Annotated in this window: 20 protein-coding genes, 1 pseudogene and 1 riboswitch; of the genes and pseudogenes, 11 read left to right on the top strand and 10 right to left on the bottom strand. The window is 71.1% G+C overall.

Annotated features, from left to right (window positions below; all coding sequences use genetic code 11):
* The first annotated feature begins 12 nt into the window (after positions 1-12).
* Together N6H00_RS17410 and N6H00_RS17405 are read left to right on the top strand one after the other, a co-directional pair.
* Positions 13-2,040, top strand: a complete 2,028-nt coding sequence (locus N6H00_RS17410; RefSeq protein WP_268972657.1) for an ABC transporter permease — start codon at positions 13-15, stop codon at positions 2,038-2,040.
* 1 nt (position 2,041) lies between these two features.
* Complete coding sequence (locus tag N6H00_RS17405; protein WP_268972656.1) at positions 2,042-3,019, top strand: ABC transporter substrate-binding protein; 978 nt, start codon at positions 2,042-2,044, stop codon at positions 3,017-3,019.
* A 57-nt stretch (positions 3,020-3,076) separates the two neighbouring features.
* Here N6H00_RS17405 and N6H00_RS17400 read toward each other — a convergent pair whose 3' ends face one another.
* Complete coding sequence (locus tag N6H00_RS17400) at positions 3,077-3,559, bottom strand: carboxymuconolactone decarboxylase family protein (protein WP_268972655.1); 483 nt, start codon at positions 3,557-3,559, stop codon at positions 3,077-3,079.
* Between the two features lie 46 nt (positions 3,560-3,605).
* On the opposite strand from N6H00_RS17400, the gene pdxR reads away from it, so the two are divergent.
* The 3 genes from pdxR to N6H00_RS17385 all read left to right on the top strand — a co-directional run bounded on the left by pdxR (position 3,606) and on the right by N6H00_RS17385 (position 6,846).
* On the top strand, positions 3,606-5,153 hold the full coding sequence (pdxR, locus tag N6H00_RS17395; RefSeq protein ID WP_268972654.1) for a MocR-like pyridoxine biosynthesis transcription factor PdxR: 1,548 nt from the start codon (positions 3,606-3,608) through the stop codon (positions 5,151-5,153).
* 127 nt (positions 5,154-5,280) lie between these two features.
* Entirely contained in the window at positions 5,281-5,643 is a 363-nt protein-coding gene (locus tag N6H00_RS17390) for a hypothetical protein (protein WP_268972653.1), read from the top strand.
* 15 nt (positions 5,644-5,658) lie between these two features.
* Positions 5,659-6,846, top strand: coding sequence for a glutathionylspermidine synthase family protein (locus N6H00_RS17385; protein WP_268972652.1), 1,188 nt, complete (start codon positions 5,659-5,661; stop codon positions 6,844-6,846).
* 101 nt (positions 6,847-6,947) lie between these two features.
* On the opposite strand, the gene rocD is transcribed toward N6H00_RS17385, so the two are convergent.
* On the bottom strand, positions 6,948-8,168 hold the full coding sequence (rocD, locus tag N6H00_RS17380; RefSeq protein ID WP_268972650.1) for an ornithine--oxo-acid transaminase: 1,221 nt from the start codon (positions 8,166-8,168) through the stop codon (positions 6,948-6,950).
* Positions 8,169-8,204: 36 nt separating this feature from the next.
* Positions 8,205-8,302: riboswitch (ZMP/ZTP riboswitch) on the top strand.
* 39 nt (positions 8,303-8,341) lie between these two features.
* Here rocD and glyA point away from each other — a divergent pair.
* Positions 8,342-9,613, top strand: coding sequence for a serine hydroxymethyltransferase (gene glyA, locus N6H00_RS17375; protein WP_268972649.1), 1,272 nt, complete (start codon positions 8,342-8,344; stop codon positions 9,611-9,613).
* 383 nt (positions 9,614-9,996) lie between these two features.
* Here glyA and N6H00_RS17370 read toward each other — a convergent pair.
* A pseudogene (locus N6H00_RS17370) lies at positions 9,997-10,518 on the bottom strand (RNA polymerase sigma factor); the annotation flags it as partial.
* A gap of 76 nt (positions 10,519-10,594) precedes the next feature.
* Here N6H00_RS17370 and trpS point away from each other — a divergent pair.
* From trpS to N6H00_RS17355, 3 genes are all read left to right on the top strand, one after another.
* Positions 10,595-11,608: a tryptophan--tRNA ligase gene (gene trpS / locus N6H00_RS17365; RefSeq protein ID WP_268972648.1), complete on the top strand. Its 1,014-nt coding sequence runs from the start codon at positions 10,595-10,597 to the stop codon at positions 11,606-11,608.
* Positions 11,609-11,786: 178 nt separating this feature from the next.
* Entirely contained in the window at positions 11,787-12,386 is a 600-nt protein-coding gene (locus N6H00_RS17360) for a 2'-5' RNA ligase family protein (RefSeq protein ID WP_268972647.1), read from the top strand.
* A gap of 223 nt (positions 12,387-12,609) precedes the next feature.
* Complete coding sequence (locus tag N6H00_RS17355; RefSeq protein ID WP_268972646.1) at positions 12,610-13,623, top strand: YihY/virulence factor BrkB family protein; 1,014 nt, start codon at positions 12,610-12,612, stop codon at positions 13,621-13,623.
* A gap of 171 nt (positions 13,624-13,794) precedes the next feature.
* On the opposite strand, the gene N6H00_RS17350 is transcribed toward N6H00_RS17355, so the two are convergent.
* Positions 13,795-15,102 carry a D-alanyl-D-alanine carboxypeptidase family protein gene (locus N6H00_RS17350; protein WP_268972644.1) on the bottom strand — a complete coding sequence of 436 codons (1,308 nt, stop codon included), beginning with the start codon at positions 15,100-15,102 and terminating at the stop codon, positions 13,795-13,797.
* 106 nt (positions 15,103-15,208) lie between these two features.
* Here N6H00_RS17350 and N6H00_RS17345 point away from each other — a divergent pair, with 106 nt between their 5' ends.
* Both N6H00_RS17345 and N6H00_RS17340 read left to right on the top strand, forming a co-directional pair.
* Entirely contained in the window at positions 15,209-15,460 is a 252-nt protein-coding gene (locus N6H00_RS17345) for an SCO4848 family membrane protein (RefSeq protein ID WP_268972643.1), read from the top strand.
* Positions 15,461-16,036: 576 nt separating this feature from the next.
* Positions 16,037-17,482, top strand: coding sequence for a metallophosphoesterase (locus N6H00_RS17340; RefSeq protein ID WP_443073220.1), 1,446 nt, complete (start codon positions 16,037-16,039; stop codon positions 17,480-17,482).
* 63 nt (positions 17,483-17,545) lie between these two features.
* Here the strand turns inward: N6H00_RS17340 and N6H00_RS17335 are convergent, their stop codons facing one another.
* The 6 genes from N6H00_RS17335 to N6H00_RS17310 all read right to left on the bottom strand — a co-directional run bounded on the left by N6H00_RS17335 (position 17,546) and on the right by N6H00_RS17310 (position 23,238).
* Positions 17,546-18,868 (bottom strand): VanZ family protein, encoded by a 1,323-nt coding sequence (locus N6H00_RS17335; RefSeq protein ID WP_268972641.1) that lies wholly within the window; start codon positions 18,866-18,868, stop codon positions 17,546-17,548.
* Positions 18,869-19,091: 223 nt separating this feature from the next.
* Positions 19,092-19,883 carry a succinate dehydrogenase iron-sulfur subunit gene (locus N6H00_RS17330; RefSeq protein WP_268972639.1) on the bottom strand — a complete coding sequence of 264 codons (792 nt, stop codon included), beginning with the start codon at positions 19,881-19,883 and terminating at the stop codon, positions 19,092-19,094.
* Positions 19,883-21,637 (bottom strand): succinate dehydrogenase flavoprotein subunit, encoded by a 1,755-nt coding sequence (sdhA, locus tag N6H00_RS17325; protein WP_268972638.1) that lies wholly within the window; start codon positions 21,635-21,637, stop codon positions 19,883-19,885. The genes N6H00_RS17330 and sdhA overlap by 1 nt, the downstream gene beginning before the upstream one ends.
* Before the next feature lie 24 nt (positions 21,638-21,661).
* The gene (locus N6H00_RS17320; RefSeq protein WP_268972637.1) at positions 21,662-22,132 is read right to left on the bottom strand and encodes a succinate dehydrogenase hydrophobic membrane anchor subunit; all 471 of its coding nucleotides are present in this window, start codon (positions 22,130-22,132) and stop codon (positions 21,662-21,664) included.
* A gap of 5 nt (positions 22,133-22,137) precedes the next feature.
* On the bottom strand, positions 22,138-22,518 hold the full coding sequence (gene sdhC / locus N6H00_RS17315; RefSeq protein ID WP_268972636.1) for a succinate dehydrogenase, cytochrome b556 subunit: 381 nt from the start codon (positions 22,516-22,518) through the stop codon (positions 22,138-22,140).
* Positions 22,519-22,674: 156 nt separating this feature from the next.
* Positions 22,675-23,238 carry a 2-oxo-4-hydroxy-4-carboxy-5-ureidoimidazoline decarboxylase gene (locus N6H00_RS17310; RefSeq protein WP_268972635.1) on the bottom strand — a complete coding sequence of 188 codons (564 nt, stop codon included), beginning with the start codon at positions 23,236-23,238 and terminating at the stop codon, positions 22,675-22,677.
* Positions 23,239-23,374: the final 136 nt, after the last annotated feature.

Genomic DNA, 23,374 nt, shown 5'->3' with positions numbered 1-23,374 from the left:
CGGGGGGCGCGGATGAGTGCCACCGCCACCCGTTCCGCCACCGACCGCCCCACCGACCCCGCCACCGAGCCGGCCGCCACCGGGACGGCGGCGGCGCGCCCGTCCCCGCTGAGCGCGGCCGTCCGCAGCCACGCGGTGCGCAAGCTCGCGGTGCTCGTGGTGATCGCCGCCGTGCTCGTACCGCTCGCGCACGCCACATGGGCGAGCGGCAGCTGGCCGCACGCGCTGACCGTCGATGTGTCCGGACCGCTCGGCAAGGCCAGCGACTGGATCATCGACAACCGCGACAGCCACTGGATCTTCCTCTACTTCTTCGGCCACATCAGCAACGCGGTCATCATCTGCGTGCGCGCCGTCTACGTCGTCCTGCTCACCCTCGGCTGGGCCGGGGTCACCGCCGCCTCGACCCTGGTGGCCTGGCGGGTCGCCGGAGTGCGGGTCGCGGTGACGACCGTGGTGTCCTTCGCCGTGTGCGGGCTGCTGGGCATGTGGGTGCCGACGATGCAGACGCTCGCGCTGATGGCCGTCGCCGTCACCGCGTCCGTCGTCGTCGGCGGGGTGCTGGGGCTGGCCGGCGGGCTCTCCGAGCGGGCGTTCCGGGCGCTGCGGCCGGTGCTGGACACCATGCAGGTGCTGCCCGCGTTCGCCTATCTGCTGCCCGTCGTGCTGATCTTCGGCATCGGCGTACCGGGCGCGGTGCTGGCCACCGTGATCTACGCGGCCCCGCCGATGGCCCGGCTCACCGCCCTCGGCCTGCGCGGCGCGGACGCCGGGGTGCTGGAGGCGGTGACCTCGCTCGGCGCCACCTGGCGGCAGCGGCTGCTGTCGGCCCGGCTGCCGCTGGCCCGCAAGGAGCTGCTGCTGGGCGTCAACCAGGCGATCATGATGGCGCTGTCCATGGCCGTGATCGCGTCGGTGATCGGCGGCGGCGGTCTCGGTGACCGCGTCTACCAGGCGCTGTCCAGCGTGGACGTCGGCAAGGCGCTCGCCGCCGGTCTGCCGATCGTGCTGCTGGCCGTCGTGATGGACCGCACCACGGCGTCGGCGGGCGAGCGCCTCGGCGAGCCGCCGGCCGAGGACGGGCCCCGGCTGCTGCGCGGCTGGCCCGCCTGGGCGGGCGTCGCGGTGCTCACCGCGGTGGTGACCGTGGCCGGACGGCTGACCGGGTCGCAGACCTGGCCGACCGGCTGGACCGTCGCCATCGAGGAGCCCGTCAACCAGTTCAAGGACTGGATGGTCGACCACCTCTACACGGGTGTGCCGGTCGTCGGCGGCACCGCCGACTGGGCCTCGGACTACGTCAGGTGGATCCTGGACCCGCTGCGCGAGGGGCTCCAGGGCCTGCCGTGGTACGCGGTGCTGCTGATCGTCGCGACGCTGGCCTGGCTGATCGGCACCTGGGCCACCGCCCTGACCGCCACCGCCGCCATGGCCGCGGTCGGCGTGCTCGGGGTGTGGGAACCGTCCATGGACACCCTCTCCCAGGTGCTGGCGGCCGTCTTCGTCACGCTGGTGCTCGGCTTCGCGATCGGCATCGCGGCCGCGCGGTCCACCCGGCTGGAGCGGCTGCTGCGGCCGGTGCTGGACGTGTGCCAGACCATGCCGCAGTTCGTGTACCTGATCCCGGTGGTCGCGCTGTTCGGTGTCGGCCGCGCCCCGGCGGCGGCCGCGGCCATCGTCTACGCGCTGCCCGCCGTCATCCGCATCACCACCCAGGGCCTCAGGAGCGTCGATCCGGCGGCGCTGGAGTCGGCGCGTTCGCTCGGCGCCACCCAGGGACAGCAGCTGCGCCAGGTCCAGCTTCCGCTGGCCCGCCCGGCGCTGCTGCTCGCCGTCAACCAGGGCGTGGTGCTGGTGCTGGCCGTGGTGATCATCGGCGGTCTGGTCGGCTCGGGCGCGCTCGGCTACGACGTGGTGTTCGGCCTGGCGCAGGGCGATCTGGCCACCGGTCTGGTCGCCGGTGCGGCGATCGTCTGCCTGGGGCTGATGCTGGACCGGGTCACCCAGCCGACCGCGCGCCGCGACAGGAAGGGGGCCTGAGATGGCTCGCACCCGCACTCAGCTGCTGATGGCCGCGGCCGGGGTCACGGCCGTGTTCACCGCGACCGGCTGCGGCGCCGCGGACATGACCAAGCAGACCTCGCCGTACGCCAATGTGGGCGGCGCGAAGAGCGTCACGCTCTCGGTCCAGTCGTGGATCGGCGCCCAGTCCAATGTCGCGGTCGCCCAGTATCTGCTGGAGCACGAGCTGGGCTACCGGGTCGACACCGTCCAGGTGGACGAGGTGCCGGCGTGGGACGCGCTCAGCCAGGACCGGGTGGACGCGATCCTGGAGGACTGGGGCCACCCGGACCAGGAGCAGCGCTACGTCAAGGACAAGAAGACGATCGTGCCGGGCGGCGGGCTCGGCGTCACCGGCCATATCGGCTGGTGGGTGCCGAAGTACTTCGCCGACGCCCATCCGGACGTGCTGGACTGGAAGAACCTCAACAAGTACGCGAAGACCTTCAAGACCGCGGAGAGCGGCGGCAAGGGCCAGCTGCTGGACGGCTCCCCGTCCTATGTCACCAATGACAAGGCGCTGGTGAAGAACCTGAAGCTGAACTACCAGATCGTCTTCTCGGGTTCGGAAGCGGCGCAGATCACCCAGATCAAGCAGTTCGCCAAGGCCAAGAAGCCGTTCCTGACCTATTGGTACGAACCGCAGTGGCTGTTCAACCAGGTGCCGATGGTCGAGGTCAAGCTGCCGAAGTACACGGACGCGTGCGCGGCCGAGGGCACCGAGGACCCCCAATCCATCGACTGCGCCTACCCGACCACACCGCTCCAGAAGTACCTCAACGCGGACTTCGCGCAGCACGGCGGCGAGGCGGCCGAGTTCCTGAAGAGGTTCCACTGGACCAAGCAGGACCAGAACGAGGTGTCCGAGATGATCGCCTCGCAGGGGATGTCGGCCCAGGACGCCGCGGAGAAGTGGGTCAAGAAGCACCCGGACGTCTGGAAGAAGTGGCTGCCCTGAGCCCGGTGACGGAAAGCGGCCCCCGTCGTCGTCGGCGACGACGGCGGGGGCCGATGGTCACCTGCTCGGCTTGTGGGAGCCGGGGATCATGCGGGTGGTGACACCGATCCGGTTCCAGGCGTTGATGGTGAGGATCAGGGCGATCAGCTGGGCCAGCTCCGGCTCCTCGAAGTGCTTGGCGGCCCGCTCGTAGACCTCGTCCGGGACGAAACCGTCGGTCAGGACGGTGACGGCCTCGGTCAGGGCGAGGGCGGCCTGCTCCTTCTCGGTGAAGAGGTGACCGGCCTCCTCCCAGGCGTTGAGGAGGTAGAGACGCTCCTCGGACTCACCCGCCGCACGGGCCTCCCCAGCGTGCAGGTCGATGCAGAACGCGCAGCGGTTGAGCTGCGAGGCCCGTATCTTGACCAGCTCGGCGAGCACCGGGTCCACGCCCTTCCGGGCGGCCGCGTCCAGATTGACCATGGCCTTGTAGACCTCGGGGGCGGCCTTGAAGAACCGCATCCGGGGAGCGTGTGGGTGAGGGGTCTCGGTCGTTGTCATACGGCCACGCTAGAGGCCCGGCGGCCCAGGAGTATGGTCCATTTTCATGGCGGATTCATGGGCCACTTCGCCGGCGGACCAGGTCGCGAAGCCGGCGGACCAGGTCGCGAAGCGGGCGGACGGCGGGGCCCGGCCAGGGGCGGACCTCCATCTGGATCTGCCCCGGGGCGGCGGGACCGGGGTGCGGGCCGCGCTCATCCGCGCACTGCGCGACGCCGTCCGCACCGGGCGGCTCGCCCCGGGCACCCGGCTGCCCTCCTCCCGCTCCCTCGCCGCCGACCTCGGCATCGCCCGGAACACCGTCGCCGACGCCTATGGGGAACTGGTCGCCGAGGGGTGGCTGACGGCCCGGCAGGGCTCCGGCACCCGGGTCGCCCGGCGCGTCGTACCGCCCGAACCCGCGCCGCCGCGCACCCCTCCGGCCGCCGCCGTGGCCGGCCTTCGGCCCGCCTACGACCTGCGGCCCGCCTACGACCTGCGGCCCGGATCGCCCGATGTCTCGGCCTTCCCCCGGTCCGCCTGGCTCTCCGCGGCCCGCCGCGCCCTGACCACCGCACCGAACGACGCCTTCGGCTACGGCCGGCCCGCGGGCCGGCCCGAGCTGCGGCGGGTCCTGGCCGACTATCTGGCGCGCGCCCGCGGCGTACGGGCCGCGCCGGAACGGATCGTGGTCTGCGCGGGGTTCGTCCAAGGGCTGGCCCTGCTCAGCCGGGTGCGGGCGCGGGCCGGCCACCGCGAGGTGGCCGTGGAGTCGTACGGGCTCGACGTCCACTGGAACGTGATGCGCGGGGCCGGGCTGCGCACCGTGCCGCTGCCGGTCGACCAGCACGGGGCGCGGACGGCGGAGCTGGACCGGCTGACCGCGCGGACCGTGCTGCTCACCCCGGCGCATCAGTTCCCCACCGGAGTGCGGCTGGTGCCCGACCGGCGCGCCGCCGTGGTCGACTGGGCCTCGCGGATGGGCGGGCTGGTGCTGGAGGACGACTACGACGGGGAGTTCCGCTACGACCGTCAGCCGGTCGGGGCGCTCCAGGGGCTCGCCCCCGAGCATGTGGTCTATCTGGGCACCGCGAGCAAGAGCCTGGCGCCCGCGCTGCGGCTGGCGTGGATGGTGGTGCCGGACCATCTGATGGACGACCTCCTGGCGGTCAAGGCGACGGGGGAGTGGCAGTCGGGCGGGCTGGACCAGCTGACGCTCGCGGAGTTCATCGACTCGGGGGCGTACGACCGCCATGTGCGCGGTATGCGGATGCGCTACCGGCGCCGCCGCGATCAGCTGGTGGCGGCGCTCGCCGAACGCGCCCCGGAGGTGCGGATCACGGGCATCGCGGCGGGGCTGCACGCGGTGCTCGAACTGCCGCCGGGCACCGAGCGGTCCGTGGTGCAGGGCGCGGCCTGGCAGGGGCTGGCCCTGGAGGGGCTGGCCCGCTACCGCTACCGCGAGCCGGAGCAGCCGGACGGACCGGGCGAGCAGCGGGACGAGCCCGGACCGGGACCGGGCGGGCAGCCGGACGCGCTGGTGTTCGCCTACGGCGCCCCGCCCGACCACGCCTTCGCGGGCGCCCTGGATGCGCTGTGCCGGGTGCTGCCCTGAACCCCAGCCCGGCTGGACCCTGCCCGGCTGGATCCTGTCCGGCTGGATCCTGCCCGTCCGGACCCTGCCGTACAGGTGCACGACAACTCCCCTAAAGTGGCGGCAGCACACGACGGGGGAGGCACCAATGGAAGAACCGAGGATACGGAAAGCCCCACGGCGACTGCGGTCGAGCACGGTGATCCTGGGCGGCATGGGCGCGCTGGCGGCGGCGCTCACCTCCTGTGGTTCGGAACCGGACAAGCGCTGTGTGGACCGGAACAGCTATGACGCGGTGAACGGATATCGGGTCGTCGACTCCAGCGCCTGCAAGAACTCTTCGTCCACCTCGGCCGGCAAGGGCAAGAAGAGCCGGGGCCAGAAGAGCGTCGACGGCGAGTGGTACTACGACTCCGACGTCAGCGGCCGCTGGGCGGACTACGGCACCTTCGACAAGAGCAAGGCGGCCGACCGCGGCGGCTTCGGCTGCTCGGGCTCCAGCGGCGGCTGAGCGGGCCGCCCCACGATGAAGCGCCACACCATCGACCCCCGCCCCGACTGGCAGTCCACGGTGGAGGAGCAGGGGGTCATCTATCCGCTGACCCGCTACCCGGACGGCTCGCTGCGCCCCTACTGGGACGAGAGCGCCTACTACGCCTTCTCGCTGCCCGAGGTGGAGGCGCTGGAGGAGGTCGTCGAGGAGCTGCACCGGATGTCGCTGGCCGCGGCCGCCCATATTGTCGACACCGGCCGCTTCGCCGACCTCGGCATCGACGATCCGCGGCTGGCCGGGCTGATCGCCGAGTCCTGGCACCGCCGGGCCGAACAGCCCAGCGTCTACGGCCGGTTCGATCTGCGCTACGACGGCGGCACGGGCCCGGCGAAGCTGCTGGAGTACAACGCCGACACGCCCACCTCGCTGGTGGAGGCGGCCAGCGCCCAGTGGTTCTGGATGGAGGATCGCTTCCCGGGCGCCGACCAGTGGAACTCCCTCCATGAACGGCTGGTCGACGCCTGGCGCACCCAGGCGGCGCTGCTGCCGCCGGGCTCGCCCCTGTACTTCGCGCATTCGGCCGGGGACGAGCTGGGCGAGGACCTGATGACGGTGGCCTACCTCCGCGAGACGGCCGAACAGGCCGGGCTGAGCACCGAGGCCATCTCCGTGGAGGACATCGGCTGGGAACGGCTGTCGGGCCGCTTCGTCGACAAGCGGTTCCGCTTCATCCGGAGCTGCTTCAAGCTCTATCCGTGGGAGTGGCTGGTCACCGACCGGTTCGGCCCGCATGTGCTGGACACGCTCGACAACGGGGGCGGCACCGGATCCACGCTGTGGATCGAACCGGCCTGGAAGATGCTGCTGTCCAACAAGGCGCTGCTGGCCGTGTTGTGGGAGCTCTTCCCGGGCCACCCCCATCTGCTGCCCGCCTACCTCGACGGCCCCCGGGAACTGGCCCGCACCACCGGCTATGTGGCCAAACCGCTGCTCGGCCGCGAGGGCGCCGGGGTCACCGTGCATCCGCCGGGCGAGGACCCGGCCCTCCGCGACGAGCCGTGCTGCTACCAGGAGCTGGCGCCGCTGCCCGACTTCGACGGCAACCGGGTGGTGCTCGGCACCTGGGTCGTCCAGGGCGAGGCGGCGGGGCTCGGCATCCGCGAGTCGGCGGGGCTGGTGACGGACGAGTACGCGCGCTTCATACCGCACGTGATTCTCTGAGCCGTACGGGGCCACTGAGCTGTTCGGGGCCACTGAGCTGTTCGGGGCCACTGAACCGTACGGTTCCGCTGAGCCGTACGGGGGCACCGAACCGTGCACGTTCACTCGGCCAGCACCGCCCTGAGCTGGTCCAGCGCCCACTCCAGATCCTCCTCGCTGATCACCAGGGGCGGGGCGATCCGGATGGTGGCGTCATGGGTGTCCTTCACCAGCACCCCGCGGTCCATGAGCCGCTCGGAGATCTGCCGCCCGGTGCCCCGTGACGGATGGATGTCCACCCCGGCCCACAGCCCCCGGCCGCGCACCTGCTGGACTCCCTTTCCCAGCAGCAGTCCCAGCTCCCGGTGGAGCAGCTCGCCCAGCTCGGCCGAGCGCCGCTGGAATTCGCCGGTCCGCACCATGGCGATGACCTCCAGGGCGACCGCGCAGGCCAGCGGGGAGCCGCCGAAGGTCGAGCCGTGCTCCCCGGGGCGGTGCACCCCGAGCACCTCCCGGGAGGACACCACCGCCGACACCGGCACCACCCCGCCGCCCAGCGCCTTGCCCAGCACATAGACATCGGGGACCACCCCCTCGTGCTCACAGGCGAAGGTGGTGCCGGTGCGCCCGAGGCCCGACTGGATCTCATCGGCGATGAACAGCACGTTCCGCTCCCGGGTCAGCTCCCGGACCCCGGTCAGATAGCCGGGCGGCGGCACCACCACCCCCGCCTCGCCCTGGACCGGCTCCAGCAGCACGGCGACCGTCTCCTCGGGCGCGGCGTCGAGCGTCGCCTCCATCGCCGCCAGATCCCCGTACGGCACGGTCGCGAACCCCGGGGTGAAGGGGCCGTGGTGGGCACGGGCCTCCGGATCGGTGGAGAAGCTGATGAGGGTGGTGGTCCGGCCGTGGAAGTTGTTGTCGGCGGCGATGATCCTGGCCCGGCCGTCCGGTACGCCCTTGATCCGGTAGCCCCATTTACGGGCCGTCTTGACCGCCGTCTCCACCGCCTCCGCCCCCGTGTTCATGGGCAGCACCATCTCCATACCGCACAGCTCGGCCAGCTCGGAGCAGAAGGCGCCGAAGCGGTCGTGGTGGAAGGCGCGCGAGGTGAGGGTGACCCGGTCCAGCTGGGCCTTGGCGGCCTCGATCAGCCGGCGGTTGCGATGCCCGAAGTTCAGCGCCGAGTATCCGGCGAGCAGATCGAGGTACCGGCGGCCCTCGACATCGGTCATCCAGGCGCCCTCGGCGGACGCGATGACGACCGGCAGCGGATGGTAGTTGTGCGCGCCATGGGCCTCGGCGGTGGTGATGGCCCGCTCCGCGGAGCGTCCCGGTCCCATCTCGTGCTCCTTCCTTGTCCCACTAGCTAGAGTGGAGGTGCGTATCGTGACTGGCGAGCCGGGCGTGGAATCGACCACGAGGAAGCGATGCGTGGCCCCAGCGCCACGAGGTGCCGCCCGCCTGGGCACCCCGGGACACGACCGGACCGTCACCGATCGCCCCGGAGGACCCGATGAGCCTGCCCCTGTCCCATCCCGCCCTTCTCGCCGCCGACCCCGAACTCGCCTCCCTCGTCGGCGCCGAGGAGCTGCTACAGGCCGAGACCCTGCGCCTGATCCCCAGCGAGAACTACGTCTCCGCCGCCGTCCTGGAAGCCTCCGGAACGGTGCTCCAGAACAAGTACAGCGAGGGCTACGCCGGCCGCCGCTACTACGAGGGCCAGCAGGTCATCGACCAGGTCGAAACCCTGGCGATCAACCGGGCCAAGGCCGTCTTCGGGGCCGAGCACGCCAATGTCCAGCCCTACTCCGGCTCGCCCGCCAACCTCGCCGTCTATCTGGCCTTCGCCCGGCCCGGTGACACCGTGATGGGCATGTCACTGCCCATGGGCGGTCATCTCACCCACGGCTGGGGCGTCTCCGCCACCGGCGCGTGGTTCCGCGGTGTCCAGTACGGGGTGCGCCAGGACACCGGTGCGATCGACTTCGACCAGGTGCGCGAGCTGGCCCTCGCGGAGCGGCCCAAGCTGATCTTCTGCGGTGGCACGGCGGTGCCCCGCACGATCGACTTCGCCGCCTTCGCGGAGATCGCTCGTGAGGTGGACGCGGTGCTCGTCGCCGATATCGCGCATATCGCCGGTCTGATCGCGGGCGGCGCACACCCCTCGCCGGTGCCGTACGCCGATGTCATCTCCACCACCACCCATAAGACACTCCGGGGTCCGCGCGGCGCGATGCTGATGGCGCGCGAGACCCATGCCAAGGCCATTGACAAGGCCGTCTTCCCCGGGCTCCAGGGCGGTCCGCACAACCAGACCACCGCCGCCATCGCGGTGGCCCTGCACGAGGCCGCCCAGCCCGCCTTCCGTGACTACGCGCATGCCGTGGTCGCCAACGCCAAGGCGCTCGCCGAGGAGCTGCTCGCCCGCGGCTTCGATCTGGTCTCCGGCGGCACCGACAACCATCTGATCCTGATGGACCTGACGCCCAAGGAGGTGCCGGGCAAGGTCGCTGCCAAGGCTCTGGACCAGGCCGGGATCGTGGTGAACTACAACACCGTCCCGTTCGACCCGCGCAAGCCCTTCGACCCCTCCGGTATCCGGATCGGCACCCCCTCCCTCACCTCGCGCGGTCTGTCCACCGAGCACATGCCCGCCGTGGCCGACTGGATCGACCGCGGGGTGACCGCCGCGAAGAGCGGTGACGAGGGCGCCCTCCTCAAGATCAGGGACGAGGTGGCCGAGCTGATGGCCGCCTACCCGGCTCCCGGTCTGCCGACCGGCTGACGCTGACGCCGCGCGCGGGGCCCTGCCCGGCCTCCAGGCCGGGCAGCGGCTGCCACCACTGCTCCTCCGGGATCCGGTCGTCGGCCACCGGCACCGGCAGGCCCACGATCCGGGCGAGCACCCGCTCGACCAGCGTCTCCCCGTGCGCCAGCGGCACGCCTTCCTCCGGTGCTACCGGCGGCACGCCGTCCGTCCGCGACGCGCCGTCCGTCCGTGGCACGCCGCGCGGCGACGGTCCGCCGGATGGTGGTATCTCCAGCGCCCGCCCGAGTGCCCGCAGCTCGCCGGGCAGCCCTTCCTCGGCCATCTCCTGCGCCTCCCCGCTCCGCCTCATGGGCTGTTGTCATCTCCTCGACCGTCTTGTCGGCCGTCTCCGACGGCCCCAGCAGCTGCTCCAGCCGTCTCAGGGCGCGGCTCAGCCGCGACTTGACCGTGCCGCGAGGCCAGCCCAGCGCCTCCGCCGTCTCCGCCTCGTCCAGATCCAGCAGATAGCGGTAGATCACCACCCGCCGCTGCGGCTCGCTCAGCTCCTCCAGCGCGGTCAGCAGCCGCCCCCGCCGCTCGCCCGCCAGCGCCACGGCCGCCGGATCGGCCGATTCCGGTATCACCGGCTCGGCACCGGCCAGCAGAGCCCCCTCCCGGTCCGCCGCCGTCCGCCGCCGACGCGCCGAGCGCACCGCATTACTCGTCTCATGGGCGACGATCCGCAGCAGCCAGGGCCGGAACGCCGCCTCGCTCTGGAACCGACCCAGCGCGAGATACGCCTTCACAAAGGCGTCCTGCACCACATCCTCAGCGTCCGCGCCCGCCCCGAGCAGCCGGGCGGTGCGGTGCGCGATCGGCGCATGGGCCCGCACCAGCTCGGCGTACGCCTCGGTGTCGCCGGCCCGCACCCGCGCGATGATCTGTGCTTCACCAGTCCTCACACCTTTCATACACCGGCGGACGGAGTCTGGTTCCACACCTGAGAGAATGGGTGTCATGGCCCTCGATCGTCCCCGTGCGCTCTCCGGTATCCAGCCCACCGCAGGTTCGTTCCACCTCGGCAACTACCTCGGTGCGATTCGGCAGTACGTCGCGCTACAGGAGACCCACGACGCGTTCTACACCGTGGTCGACCTGCACGCGATCACCGTGCCGCAGGATCCGGCCGAGCTGCGCGCCAACAGCCGGCTCGCCGCCGCGCAGCTGCTCGCCTCCGGTCTGGACCCGGACCGCTGCACGCTCTTCATCCAGAGCCATGTGCCCGAGCACGCGCAGCTCGGCTGGGTGATGAACTGTCTCACCGGCTTCGGCGAGGCGTCCCGGATGACGCAGTTCAAGGACAAGTCGGCCAAGCACGGCGCCGAGCGGGCCACCGTCGGCCTCTTCACCTACCCGATCCTCCAGGTCGCGGACATCCTGCTGTACCAGGCCCACCACGTCCCGGTGGGCGAGGACCAGCGCCAGCACATCGAGCTCACCCGGGACCTGGCCGACCGCTTCAACGGCCGTTTCGGCGAGATCTTCACCGTCCCCGCTCCGTACATCGTCAAGGAGACGGGGAAGATCTACGACCTCCAGGACCCGACGATCAAGATGAGCAAGTCGGCCTCCACGCCGAAGGGCATCATCAGCCTCCTCGACGAGCCCAAGGTCTCGGCGAAGAAGATCAAGAGCGCGGTGACCGACCTGGAGACCGAGATCCGCTTCGACGAGGAGAAGAAGCCGGGCGTCAGCAATCTGCTGACCATCTACTCCACCCTGACCGGCACCGCCATCCCGGAGTTGGAGCGCCGTTACGAGGGCAAGGGCTACGGCGCGCTCAAGACCGACCTCTCCGAGGTGCTGGTCGAGTGGGTCACGCCGTTCCGCGAGCGGACCCAGGAATACCTCGGTGACCCCGCGACGTTGGACGGGATCCTGGCCAAGGGCGCCGAGAAGGCCCGCGCCGTCGCCGCCGAGACGCTGGCCGCCGCCTACGACAAGGTGGGCTTCCTGCCCGCGGCGCGCTGAGGGGCACTGCCCGCGCCCACCGCAGAACACACCGGTCCGGCCCCCCTGACCAGGGGGCCCGCGGACCCGTGTGCCGAAGGACCGAGGAACCTAGCCGCGAAGGCGGCGCAGCCGCCACACTGACACGGGTGCAGCGGCCAGAACCCAGCAGCCCGGGAGGGCCAGGAGGGAGAACGCAGTGGGGACCGTAACGCTCGGCGTTTCGATCGCGGTCCCGGAGCCGTACGGCAGCTTCCTCCAGGAGCGGCGCGCGGGCTTCGGCGACCCGGCCGCCCACGGCATCCCCACCCACGTCACCCTCTTGCCGCCGACCGAGGTCGACGCCTCGGTGCTGCCCGCCGTGGAGGACCATCTGGCGCGGGTCGCGGCCGAGGGGCGGCCGTTCCCGATGCGGCTGGAGGGCACCGGCACCTTCCGGCCGCTCTCGCCGGTCGTCTTCGTCAGGATCGTCGAGGGCGCGGAGGAGTGCGCGGTGCTCCAGGAGCGGATCCGGATGGAGTCCGGGCCGTGCGCGCGTGAGCTCCAGTTCCCGTACCACCCGCATGTCACGGTCGCGCACGGCATCGACGAAGAGGCGATGGACCGGGCGTTCATCGAGCTCAAGGAGTACGAGGCCGCCTGGATGATCAACGGCTTCGCGCTGTACGAGCAGGGGGCGGACGGGGTCTGGCGCCTGGACCGCGAGTACCCCTTCGGGACGGACGAACAGCCGGGCGGCGCCTCGCCCCTGGTGCCCCGTCAGGCCGATCTCTCCCGCCCGGCGGCGCCCCACCGCTAGCCCTCCGGCCGGACCAGCCCCACCCAAGAGGACCAGCCGCTCCAAGAAGACCAGCCGCTCCAAGAAGACCAGCCTCTCCCCGGAGCGGTCGGAAGGTCGTACTCACGCCCTCACCGAAAAGAGTGATGAGCGGAGCATCGGTCCGGGGAACCCGGATATGCGTCTCCGTACCGCTCGTCGGTGCGCCGAGGAGTGAGAACGCGCGGAAGGGTAGTGGCTGATCATGGAATCGTTGACCCGGCTGCCTGTCGTCGGCCCCGCTGTCGCCTGGCTGATGCACACCCACGCCTGGCGCACCTACGCACGGCTCGACCGCGTCCACTGGACCCGGCTCGCCGCCGCGATCACCTTCACCAGCTTTCTCGCCTTCTTCCCGCTCATCGCCGTCGGCGCGGCGATCGGCGCGGCGACGCTCACCGATGCGCAGATGGCCCAGGTGCAGAAGAAGATCGCCCAGCAGATCCCCGGTATCTCCGGCCAGCTCGACCTGGGCGGGCTCGTCCAGAACGCGGCCACCATCGGAGTCGTGGCGGGCGCGCTGCTGCTGTTCACCGGCATCAGCTGGGTGGGCTCGCTGCGCGAATGCCTGCGCGCCGTATGGGAGCTGGAGGAGGACCCTGGCAACCCGGTGATGCGCAAGGTCAAGGACGCCTTCGTCCTGGTCGGACTCGGCGGGGTGGCCCTGGTCTCGTTCGCCGTGTCCACCCTGGCCGCCACCGCCGTGGGCCGGGTCGTCCGGCTCATCGGCATCCCCGAGAACGGGCTCGGCGGCTGGCTGCTGCGGATCGCCGCGTTCGCCGTCGCCGTCGGCGCCGACTTCCTGCTGCTGTGCTACGTCCTGACCTGGCTCCCCGGGGTGGAACCGCCCCGCCGTACGGTCGCGGTCGCCGCGCTCATCGGCGCGATCGGCTTCGAACTGCTCAAGCTGCTGCTCAGCAGTTATCTGAAGGGCGTGGCGGCGAAGAGCATGTACGGGGCCTTCGGGGTGCCCATCGCCCTGCTGCTGTGGATGAACTTCACCGCGAAACTCACGCTGTACTGCGCCGCGTGGACCGCCATCCCGCCCGCCGCCCAGGCCGAGCACGAGGCCGAATGGGCGGCCGAGGCGGACAAGGCCCAGCCTGACGGCAAGACGCAGCCGGAGGAGGACCGGCCGGACGAGGCCCGGCCGTCCGGGCCGACCAAGGTCGATGGGCCCCGCGCCGGCGGGCGGGAGGGCCCGTCGGCGGCGGCGTGAGACCGGACGGTGGCGGCCGGCCGTGCCACACGGGGCCATGGCGGCCGTAAGGCGGCGGCGTACGGATACCGACCGGAGACGGCGGCCGTAAGGCGACCACCGTAAGCCGTGAGGCGACAACCGTAAGGCGACCACGTAAGGCGGCGGCCGTAAGGCGGCCAGGCGGGCAGCTCAGTCGCGGGAGCGGCGCCGTACCAGCTCCGGCAGCGGCCAGCGGCGGTGCACCCCGAAGGCCGCCGCGCCCAGCAGCGCCAGTGAGCCGCCCGCGATGCCCGCCGCGGTCCAGAGGCCGTTGGAGCTTCCGTTGCCCGCCGAGACGGACGCCTGGGTGTCCTTGTGGCTGTCCTTGCCGTCGGCCGACGGGTGGCTCGCGCCCGCCGTGCCCGGCCGGACGAGGGTGCCGACCGGGTTCACCGAGCCCGACGCCTCGAACCCCCAGTCGAGGAGCTTCGCGCTCTCCTTGTAGACCTCGTTCGCCTCGTTGTTCTGCGGGTTCATGACGGTGACCAGCAGCACCCGGTCCCCGCGCTGTGCGACCCCGGTGAAGGTGGAGCCCGCATGCGAGGTGTAGCCGTTCTTGACCCCGGCGATGCCCTTGTAGGGCTCGACACCGTAGCCGGTCAGCAGCCGGTTGGTGTTCTGGATGCCGAAGCTCGAGCGGCTCTTCTCGCCCTTCTTGTCCTTCGTGTACGTTCCGGGGAACTGCGCGGTCGCCGTCGAGCAGTACTCCCGGAAATCCGCCTTCTGGAGCCCCGAGCGGGCGAAGAGGGTCAGGTCGTAAGCGCTGCTGACCTGGCCCTTCTCGTCGTAGCCGTCCGGTGTGACCACATGGGTGTCCCGGGCGTTCAGGTACTTCGCGTGTGCCTGCATATCCCTTACGGTCGCCGGGACACCGCCGTTCATGGCCGACAGCACGTGCACCGCGTCGTTGCCCGAGCGCAGGAAGACGCCGAGCCACAGGTCGTGGACCGTGTAGGTGTAGTTCTCCTTGACCCCGACCAGGCTGCTGCCCTCACCCATCCCCTCCAGGTCCGACAGCTCCACCTTGTGGGTCTTCGTCTTCGGCAGCTTGGGCAGCACCGTGTCCGCGAACAGCATCTTCAGGGTGGACGCGGGCGGCAGCTGCCAATGGGCGTTGTACGAGGCGAGCACATCGCCCGACTCGGCGTCGGCCACCAGCCAGGACTTCCCGCTGAGCCCCTTGGGCAGCGCGGGCGCGCCCTGCTTGAGGTCCACCTGGATACCGGGGCGGCCGAGCCGCTTCCCGCCCACCGTGGACATATGGGCGGGCGGCTTGACCTCGTCGGTGGAGCCGCCCGGCTGGTCGGCGGCGTACGCCGGGGCGACGGTGAGCGGACCGCACAGCAGCAGGGCGGCGGCGGTGGCCAGCGGACCGGCGGCGCGACGGGCAGGGGCGCGGCGGACGCTCTTACGGGTGCGGTCTCGGACGTGAGTGCTGGTGCAGGAAGATGTGGGCACGGAGCTGAACGTACCCGGCGTCGCTGAAGAGGGCGAAAGCAGCGCCGACGTGTTGACGGCAGACCCCCGCGTGGAGGTATCGGCGGACCCGCCCATACTGGGAACCATGAAGCTCAGCCGCCCCGTGTCCTGGTTCCTGCTCGCCTTCGGGGTGTGGAGCTGGGTCATCTGGTTCACCTTTGTCAAAAACCTGTGGAAGGACGCCAGCGGACTCGCCTTCGACGACTCCGGTGATCCCACCGCCTACTTTTGGGTGCATCTGCTGCTCGCGATCACCTCGTTTCTCTTGGGGACGGCGATCGGGGTGATCGGGTTGCGCGGTGTGCGCGCTCTGCGTCGCGATGACGCCTCCCAGTAGCCGTTCGTAGCCGTTCCAGGTAGTCGCTAGGGGAGGGGGCCGGGGATGGTCGTGCTCTATGTCCTGATCGCTGTGGCCGTCATCGGTCTGCTGGCCGGAGTCCACTGGTACGTGTGGCGCCGGCTCGTCCGCGATACGACGGCGCGCGGGGGATGGGCTCGCCGTACGGGCACGGCGGCGGCCTTCGTACTGCCGCTGACCAGCGTCGGGGCGCTGGTCGCGGGCCGCGCGGGCGCGCCCTTCCCGCTCCAGCGCGCACTGGCCTGGCCGGGCTACCTCTGGCTCGCGCTGCTCCTGTATCTGACCCTCGCCCTACTGGTCGGCGAGGCGGTCCGCCCTTTGCTGCGCGCTTGGGTGGGTCGCAAGCCGGCCGAGTCCGCCCAGTCCGCTGATGTGCGGTCGACCGGGGGCCCGGCGGCGGCCGTCCCCGCGGCCGCCACCGGGCCGACAGCCGCGGGCGGCCCGGTCGGCGCCGCCGCGAGCCACGGCGACGGCGGGCCGGCGGCACCCGGCGGTGTGCCGTGCGGCAGCTCGCCGACGATGCTCCCGAGCGACCCCGGGGCCGCGATGGCCGCGATGGCGACGGTGGCCGACGGTGTGGATGCGGCTGGGCATGCGGCTGTGGCTGTGACGCGCGACGCGGCGGCGACCGGGGAGGGCGTGGGCGGTACGCCTGCTGCGAGCGCGGGTGGGGTGGCTGAGGGCGGCTTGGGCAGCGGGGGTGGTGCGGCTGGGGGCGGAGTGGCCGAGAGCGGCGCGGGTGGGGCGGTAAAGGGCGGGGCGGCTGAGGCTGCGGCGAGCGCGGGTGGGGTGGCTGAGGGCGGCTTGGGCGGCTTGGGTGGTGTGGCCGAGGCCGGCGCGGGTGGGGCGGTAAAGGGCGGGGCGGCTGAGGCTGCGGCGAGCGCGGGCCGGGTGGCTGAGGGCAGTTTGGGCAGCGGGGGTGGTGCGGCTGGGGGCGGTGTGGCCGGGGTCGACGGTGTGACTGAGGCTGCGGTGAGCGCGGGCGAGGCGGTCGAGGTCAGCTTGGGCAGTGTGGGTGGTGCGGCTGGGGGCGGTGGGGCCGAGAGCGGCGCGGGCGGGGCGGCTGAGGCTGCGGCGAGTGTGGATGGGGTGGCTGAGGGCGGCTTGGGTAGCTCGGGTGGAGCGGCTGACGGCGATGGGGCGGACAGGGGGCGCGCGGGCGGTGAGGCGCTTGCTGTCTCTCGGCGGCTCTTTGTCGCGCGGACCGTGGCCGGCGCGGCCACCACCGTGGCGGCCGGAACGGTCGGGTACGGGGCGTACACCGTGCTGCGCGGGCCGCGGCTGAAGCGGATCACCGTGCCGCTCGCCAAGCTGCCGCGCCGGGCGCACGGCTTCCGGATCGCCGTCGTCAGCGACATGCACCTCGGGCCGATCCTGGGCCGCTCCCACACCCAGCGCGTCGTCGAGACGATCAACCGCACCCAACCCGACCTCATCGCCGTCGTCGGCGACCTCGTGGACGGCAGCGTGGCGGACCTCGGCCCGGCCGTCGAGCCGTTGCGCCGACTGAGCGCCCGGCACGGCAGCTACTTCGTCACCGGCAACCACGAGTACTTCTCCGGCGCCGACCAGTGGGTGGACCATGTGCGCGAGCTGGGTCTGCGGCCCTTGGAGAACGAGCGCACCGAGCTGCCCGGCTTCGATCTCGCCGGGGTGAACGACGTCGCGGGCGAGAGCGAGGGCCACGGCCCCGACTTCGACAAGGCCCTCGGCGACCGCGACCCCGCGCGCGCCTCCGTGCTGCTCGCCCACCAGCCGGTGGTGATCCACGACGCGGTGAAGGCGGGCGTCGACCTCCAGCTGTCCGGCCACACGCACGGCGGTCAGCTGTGGCCCGGCACCTACGTGGCCGAGCTCGCCAACCCCACCGCCGCCGGTCTCGACCGGTATGGCGACACCCAGCTCTATGTGAGCCGTGGCGCGGGCGCCTGGGGTCCGCCGGTACGGGTCGGGGCGCCGCCGGACGTCACCGTGGTCGAGCTGGCCTCGCCCCGCGCCTGAGCGCGTGCGTCCCCGGTTCACCCACGCGCCCGAGCACCCGCGGCCCGCCTCGTACGCCCCGGATCAGCCGGAGCCGGTGGCCGACCGCTGACCCTCCGCCGGAACGGTGGCGCCCGGTGTACGCTCCCGATCGCTCGCCGGTGCGTCGTCGGCCGCTCGCTCCACCGGCTCCACCGCGATGGGAGCGGACCGGTCGGTGGCCCGTACGGCGCGCTTGTGCGGGAGCGTGGCGTTGCGAATGCCCGAGACGCGGTCGTGCGGGGCGAGCCGGTCCGGGTGACGCAGCGTCTTGTGGACGCAGATCGCGGTCAGCGTGAACCCGGCCGTTACGGCGAGCAGCTGGGCGGGGCTGAGCGCGCTGAGGACCGCCGCCATGCCCTGGGCACCCGAGTCGTGGACGGTGGTGAACAGGTCGGAGGGCCAGGGCTCGTTCATCAGGGTCAGCACGGCCAGGAACAGCCCCGACAGGAACGGCATCACCAACGCCCCCAGCAGCAGCGCCCTCAGGGTCAGCCGCCAGGCCACCAGCGGGCCGCCGTCGTCCGCGACCAGTCGCAGCAGCAACAGCCGTTTCCCGGGTGTCGCGCCGGTGGCCAGCGGCAGCAGGACGAACCAGGCCACGAAGACCACGACGGGCAGCCACGACGGACCCGTGCCGCCGCGCGCGGTCAGCACGGCGGCGGTGAACACCGCCGTCACGCCATATCCGGCCATATCGACGACGAGTGCGGTCAACCGCCGTCCGAACGGCACCGGGCGCGCCGCCAGCGCCCGTCCGTCCAGCGTCTCCAGCGTGGGCAGCATCCGCGCGACCGGCCCGGCCAGCAGCCAGCCGATCACCGCTCCCGAGGTGTTGATGATCAGGTCGTCCACGTCGAAGAGGCGGTACGGGCAGTTGTAGAGGCCCCACACCCCGGTCCACTGCGTCAGCTCGAAGGACAGCGAGACCGCGAAACCGATGCCGGCGGTGCTGCGCAGCGAGCGCCCGAAGTGGTAGCGCAGGAAGACCCCGAGCGGCAGGAGCAGCAGCAGGTTGAAGACGGCTCCGGCGACGGCGGGGTTCTGGAGGATCAGCGCGTTGAGGCCGATCTTGTGGTGCGCCTCCTTCCAGATGTCGCTGAAGGTGTTCCCGGGCGTCCACTGCGGATGGGCCACGAGTGCGAACCGCTCGCACATGTCGGTGGTCTGCTTCGGCAGCGGCACGATCGTCATGCAGTAGGCCGTGAGCAGGTAGTAGAGGAAGCCGTAGAGCGACAGCGTCCGCCCCGGGGACATCACGCCGTAACGGCGGTACAGGAGGACGGCCGTCGGCAGCAGCAACACGATTGCCAGCAGCGGGAAGAGGGCGGCGGCCGTCTTGATCGGCAGAAGGTAGGCGGTGGCCATGCGGAGGACTATACGCCATGTGTATACATCGCGTGTATACGTGGGGTGCATAGCTGCGCATGGCTGCGCATAGCTGCGTATGGCTCTTGATGCGACGAGGGCGGATACGACGAGGGCCCCGCCCCCGGACCGTCCGACAGTCCGGGAAGCGGGGCCCTCGCCCACTCGGCTCCGTGGCGCAGAAGCAGGCGCGGAAGCCTCAGGAGCAGGCGCGGCAGCAGGCTCAGAAGCGGCGCGTGATCAGAGCGCGCTTGACCTCCTGGATGGCCTTGGTGACCTCGATGCCGCGCGGGCACGCCTCGGTGCAGTTGAAGGTGGTGCGGCAGCGCCAGACGCCGTCCTTGTCGTTCAGGATCTCCAGCCGCTGCTCACCGCCCTCGTCGCGGGAGTCGAAGATGAAGCGGTGCGCGTTGACGATCGCCGCCGGGCCGAAGTACTGGCCGTCGTTCCAGAACACCGGGCACGACGAGGTGCACGCGGCGCACAGGATGCACTTGGTGGTGTCGTCGAACCGCTCCCGGTCCTCGGCGGACTGGAGCCGCTCGCGCGTCGGCTCGTTGCCCGTCGTGATCAGGAAGGGCATCACATCGCGGTACGCCTGGAAGAACGGCTCCATGTCCACGACCAGGTCCTTGAGGACCGCAAGTCCCTTGATGGGCTCGACCGTGATGGGCTTCGACCCCTTCCCATCGTGGATATCAGTGATGTCCTTGATCAGCGTCTTGCAGGCCAGCCGGTTGCGGCCGTTGATCCGCATGGCGTCGGACCCGCAGATGCCGTGGGCGCAGGAGCGGCGGAAGGTCAGGGTGCCGTCCAGGTCCCACTTGATCTTGTGGAGACCGTCGAGGACGCGCTCCTTGGGATCGATGTCGATCTGGAAGTCCTCCCAGACCGCCTGGTCCGAGACCTCCGGGTTGAAGCGCCGGATCCGGAAGGTGACGGTGATCAGGTGCGAGGCGGTGGCGTCGGCCGCCTCGGGGGCCTGGTCGGACTTCTCAAGCGTGGGGGTGCTCATCAGTACTTACGCTCCATCGGCTGGTAGCGGGTCTGCACGACCGGCTTGTAGTCGAGGCGGATGGACTCGGAGCCGTCCGCGCCCACCTCTCGGTACGCCATGGTGTGCCGCATGAAGTTGACGTCGTCGCGGTTCGGGTAGTCCTCGCGGTAGTGGCCGCCGCGCGACTCCTTGCGGGCCAGCGCCGAGATGGCCATGACCTCGGCCAGGTCGAGCAGGTTGCCCAGCTCGATGGCTTCCAGCAGATCGGTGTTGAACCGCTTGCCCTTGTCCTGGACGCTGACGTTCTTGTAGCGCTCGCGCAGGTGGCCGATCTCCTCGACGGCCTCCTTGAGCGTCTGCTCGGTGCGGAAGACCATGACGTTCTTGTCCATGGTCTCCTGGAGCGCCTTGCGGACCTCGGTGACCCGCTCGGTGCCGGTGGCGTCGCGCAGGTTCTCCACCTGGTCGCGGACGAACCCGGCCGGGTCCTCCGGGAGCTCGACGAAGTCGGCCTTGGCGGCGTACTCCGCGGCGGCGATGCCCGCCCGGCGGCCGAAGACGTTGATGTCGAGCAGCGAGTTGGTGCCCAGGCGGTTGGCGCCGTGCACCGAGACACAGGCGACCTCACCGGCCGCGTACAGGCCGGGGACGACGGTGTCGTTGTCCGCCAGCACCTCGCCCTGGACGTTGGTGGGGATGCCGCCCATCGTGTAGTGCGCGGTCGGCTGGATCGGGATCGGGTCCGTGTACGGCTCGATGCCCAGGTACGTCCGCGCGAACTCGGTGATGTCGGGCAGCTTGGCGTCCAGCTGCTCCGGCGGCAGGTGGGTCAGGTCCAGGTAGACGTGGTCGCCCTGGGGGCCGCAGCCGCGGCCCTCGCGGATCTCCGTGTAGATGGAGCGGGAGACCACGTCACGCGAGGCGAGGTCCTTCATGACCGGCGCGTACTTCTCCATGAAGCGCTCGCCGTCCTTGTTGCGGAGGATGCCGCCCTCACCGCGGGCGCCCTCCGTCAGCAGGATGCCCATGCGCCAGATGCCGGTCGGGTGGAACTGGAAGAACTCCATGTCCTCCAGCGGCAGCCCGCGCCGGTAGGCGACCGCCTGGCCGTCACCGGTGAGGGTGTGCGCGTTGGAGGTCACCTTGAAGAACTTGCCGCAGCCGCCCGAGGCGAAGATGACGGACTTCGCCTGGAAGATGTGCAGCTCACCGGTGGCCAGCTCATAGGCCACCACACCGGCGGTGCGCTTGACCCCGTCGATCTCGGGGAGCAGCAGGTCCAGGACGTAGAACTCGTTGAAGAACTCCACACCCTCCTTGACGCAGTTCTGGTACAGCGTCTGGAGGATCATGTGGCCGGTGCGGTCCGAGGCGTAGCAGGACCGGCGGACCGGGGCCTCGCCGTGGTTGCGGCTGTGGCCGCCGAAGCGGCGCTGGTCGATGGTGCCGTCCGGGGTGCGGTTGAACGGCAGGCCCATCTTCTCCAGGTCGAGGACGGAGTCGATGGCCTCCTTCGCCAGGATCTCGGCGGCGTCCTGGTCGACCAGGTAGTCACCGCCCTTGATGGTGTCGAAGGTGTGCCACTCCCAGTTGTCCTCCTCGACGTTGGCGAGGGCGGCGGCCATGCCGCCCTGCGCCGCGCCGGTGTGGGAGCGGGTCGGGTAGAGCTTGGTGAGCACCGCGGTGCGGCTGCGCTTGGTCGACTCGATGGCCGCGCGCATTCCGGCTCCGCCGGCGCCGACGATGACGGTGTCGTACTTATGGATCTTCATGAGTGGATACCTCAGCCCCGGGGCCTAGCGGATGTTCGGGTCGAAGGTGAAGATCACCAGAGTGCCGAGCACGATGGTGAACGTCGCCGCCGTGTAGAGCAGCGCCTTCAGCCACAGGCGGGTGGTGTCCCGCTCCGCGTAGTCGTTGATGATCGTGCGCAGGCCGTTCGCGCCGTGCAGCGTGGCGAGCCAGAGCATGATCAGATCCCATGCCTGCCAGAACGGCGAGGCCCAGCGGCCGGCCACGAAGGCGAAGCCGATCTTGGTGACGCCGCCGTCCAGGACCAGCTGGATCAGCAGATGGCCCAGGACCAGGACGACCAGCAGGATGCCGGACAGGCGCATGAACAGCCAGCCGTACATCTCGAAGTTCGTACGGGTCGCCCTGGGCGTCTTGCGGGTACGGGCCCGCGGCGGTTCGATGACCGGGGCCGGATGATCCACGTCGTACCCGGTGACCGGGTCGCTCGCGGGGGTGGTGGTCTCGGCGGACATGTGCGTCAGCTCCCGAACAGTTCGCGCAGCGAGTGCTGGAGGACCGGGTAGAAGGCACCGGCCATCAGCACGACCCAGACACCGACGACGGCCCAGAGCATCTGGCGCTGGTACTTCGCCCCCTTGGACCAGAAGTCGACGGCGATGACGCGAAGGCCGTTGAGGGCGTGAAACAGGATGGCGGCCACGAGGCCGTACTCCATCAGGTTCACGACGGGATTCTTGTAAGTGGCGACCACGTCGTCGTACGCCTCGGGCGAGACGCGGACCAGCGAGGTGTCCAGCACATGTACGAACAGGAAGAAGAAGATGAGGACGCCGGTGACTCGGTGAGCCACCCAGGACCACATGCCTTCCCGGCCGCGATACAGCGTTCCAGCCGGCACGGAAAAACCCTCCGGAAGCGGGATTGGGGCCTGCCGGCTTCACGGTCGGTCGGGCCCGGCCGGGTACGGTCCACCGGCCCTGGCCATGGTACCGACGTGCTGTCGGTGGGTTGCTCCTGGGGGCTCAGGTGTGATCAATCAAGCACGTACGGGCGATCACGCGATGCGAAACCCGGGCATGTCCGGCGAATGGGGCAGGTTGGCGGCCAGTCGGACGAGCCTGGCGCGGGCGATGCGGCGCAGCTCCTCGGCCGTGTTGTCCCGCTCCTTCTCCCGGTCGTTGCCCAGCCGGTCCCGGATTCCGGTGAGCAGCCGGTCGAGCCGCTCCTCGGGCCGCAGACCATCCAGGCAGATGACGAAAACGTGACCGAAACGATGCTCGTACGCGTCATGGGCGGCCCGGAGCGCGGTGTGGGCGGCGAGCGCCCCCAGGCCATGCGCGGGCGGCAGCTCATGACCGACGACCGACTCGTCCGCGAGCGCCTCGTCCAGATCGGCGGCGGTGAGGTCATAGCTGGCCTCGTCCCCGGCGGCCAGCAGCGCCTCCAGATCGGGATACGGGCGGTGGGCCGCGATCAGCCGGGCCCAGCGGCGGCTGCCGCAACAGGAGAGGAACGCGGCCTCGGCCGCGCCGGCGGGGGCGTCGTTGAGCCGGCCGAGGCGGGAAGCCGTGGCGCGGGGCCTGGACCTGGACCTGGACAGCGTGGACTCCTCGGACACGCAGTGGACTCCTCGGACACGCGTGGGGCACGCATCGGATCGGGGATCCGGGGCCGGGGATCCGGGGTCGGACGCCCGGGACCGGATGACCCGGGAGATGCGTGGGAGACGTGGGCTGGGCGTGTGGGCGGTACAC

The organism is Streptomyces sp. S465, from assembly GCF_026898115.1.
GTDB classification, from domain to species: Bacteria; Actinomycetota; Actinomycetes; order Streptomycetales; family Streptomycetaceae; genus Streptomyces; species Streptomyces luomodiensis.
Note: the sequence above shows the minus strand (reverse complement) of the source record. Positions and strands in the feature narration are given on the sequence as shown.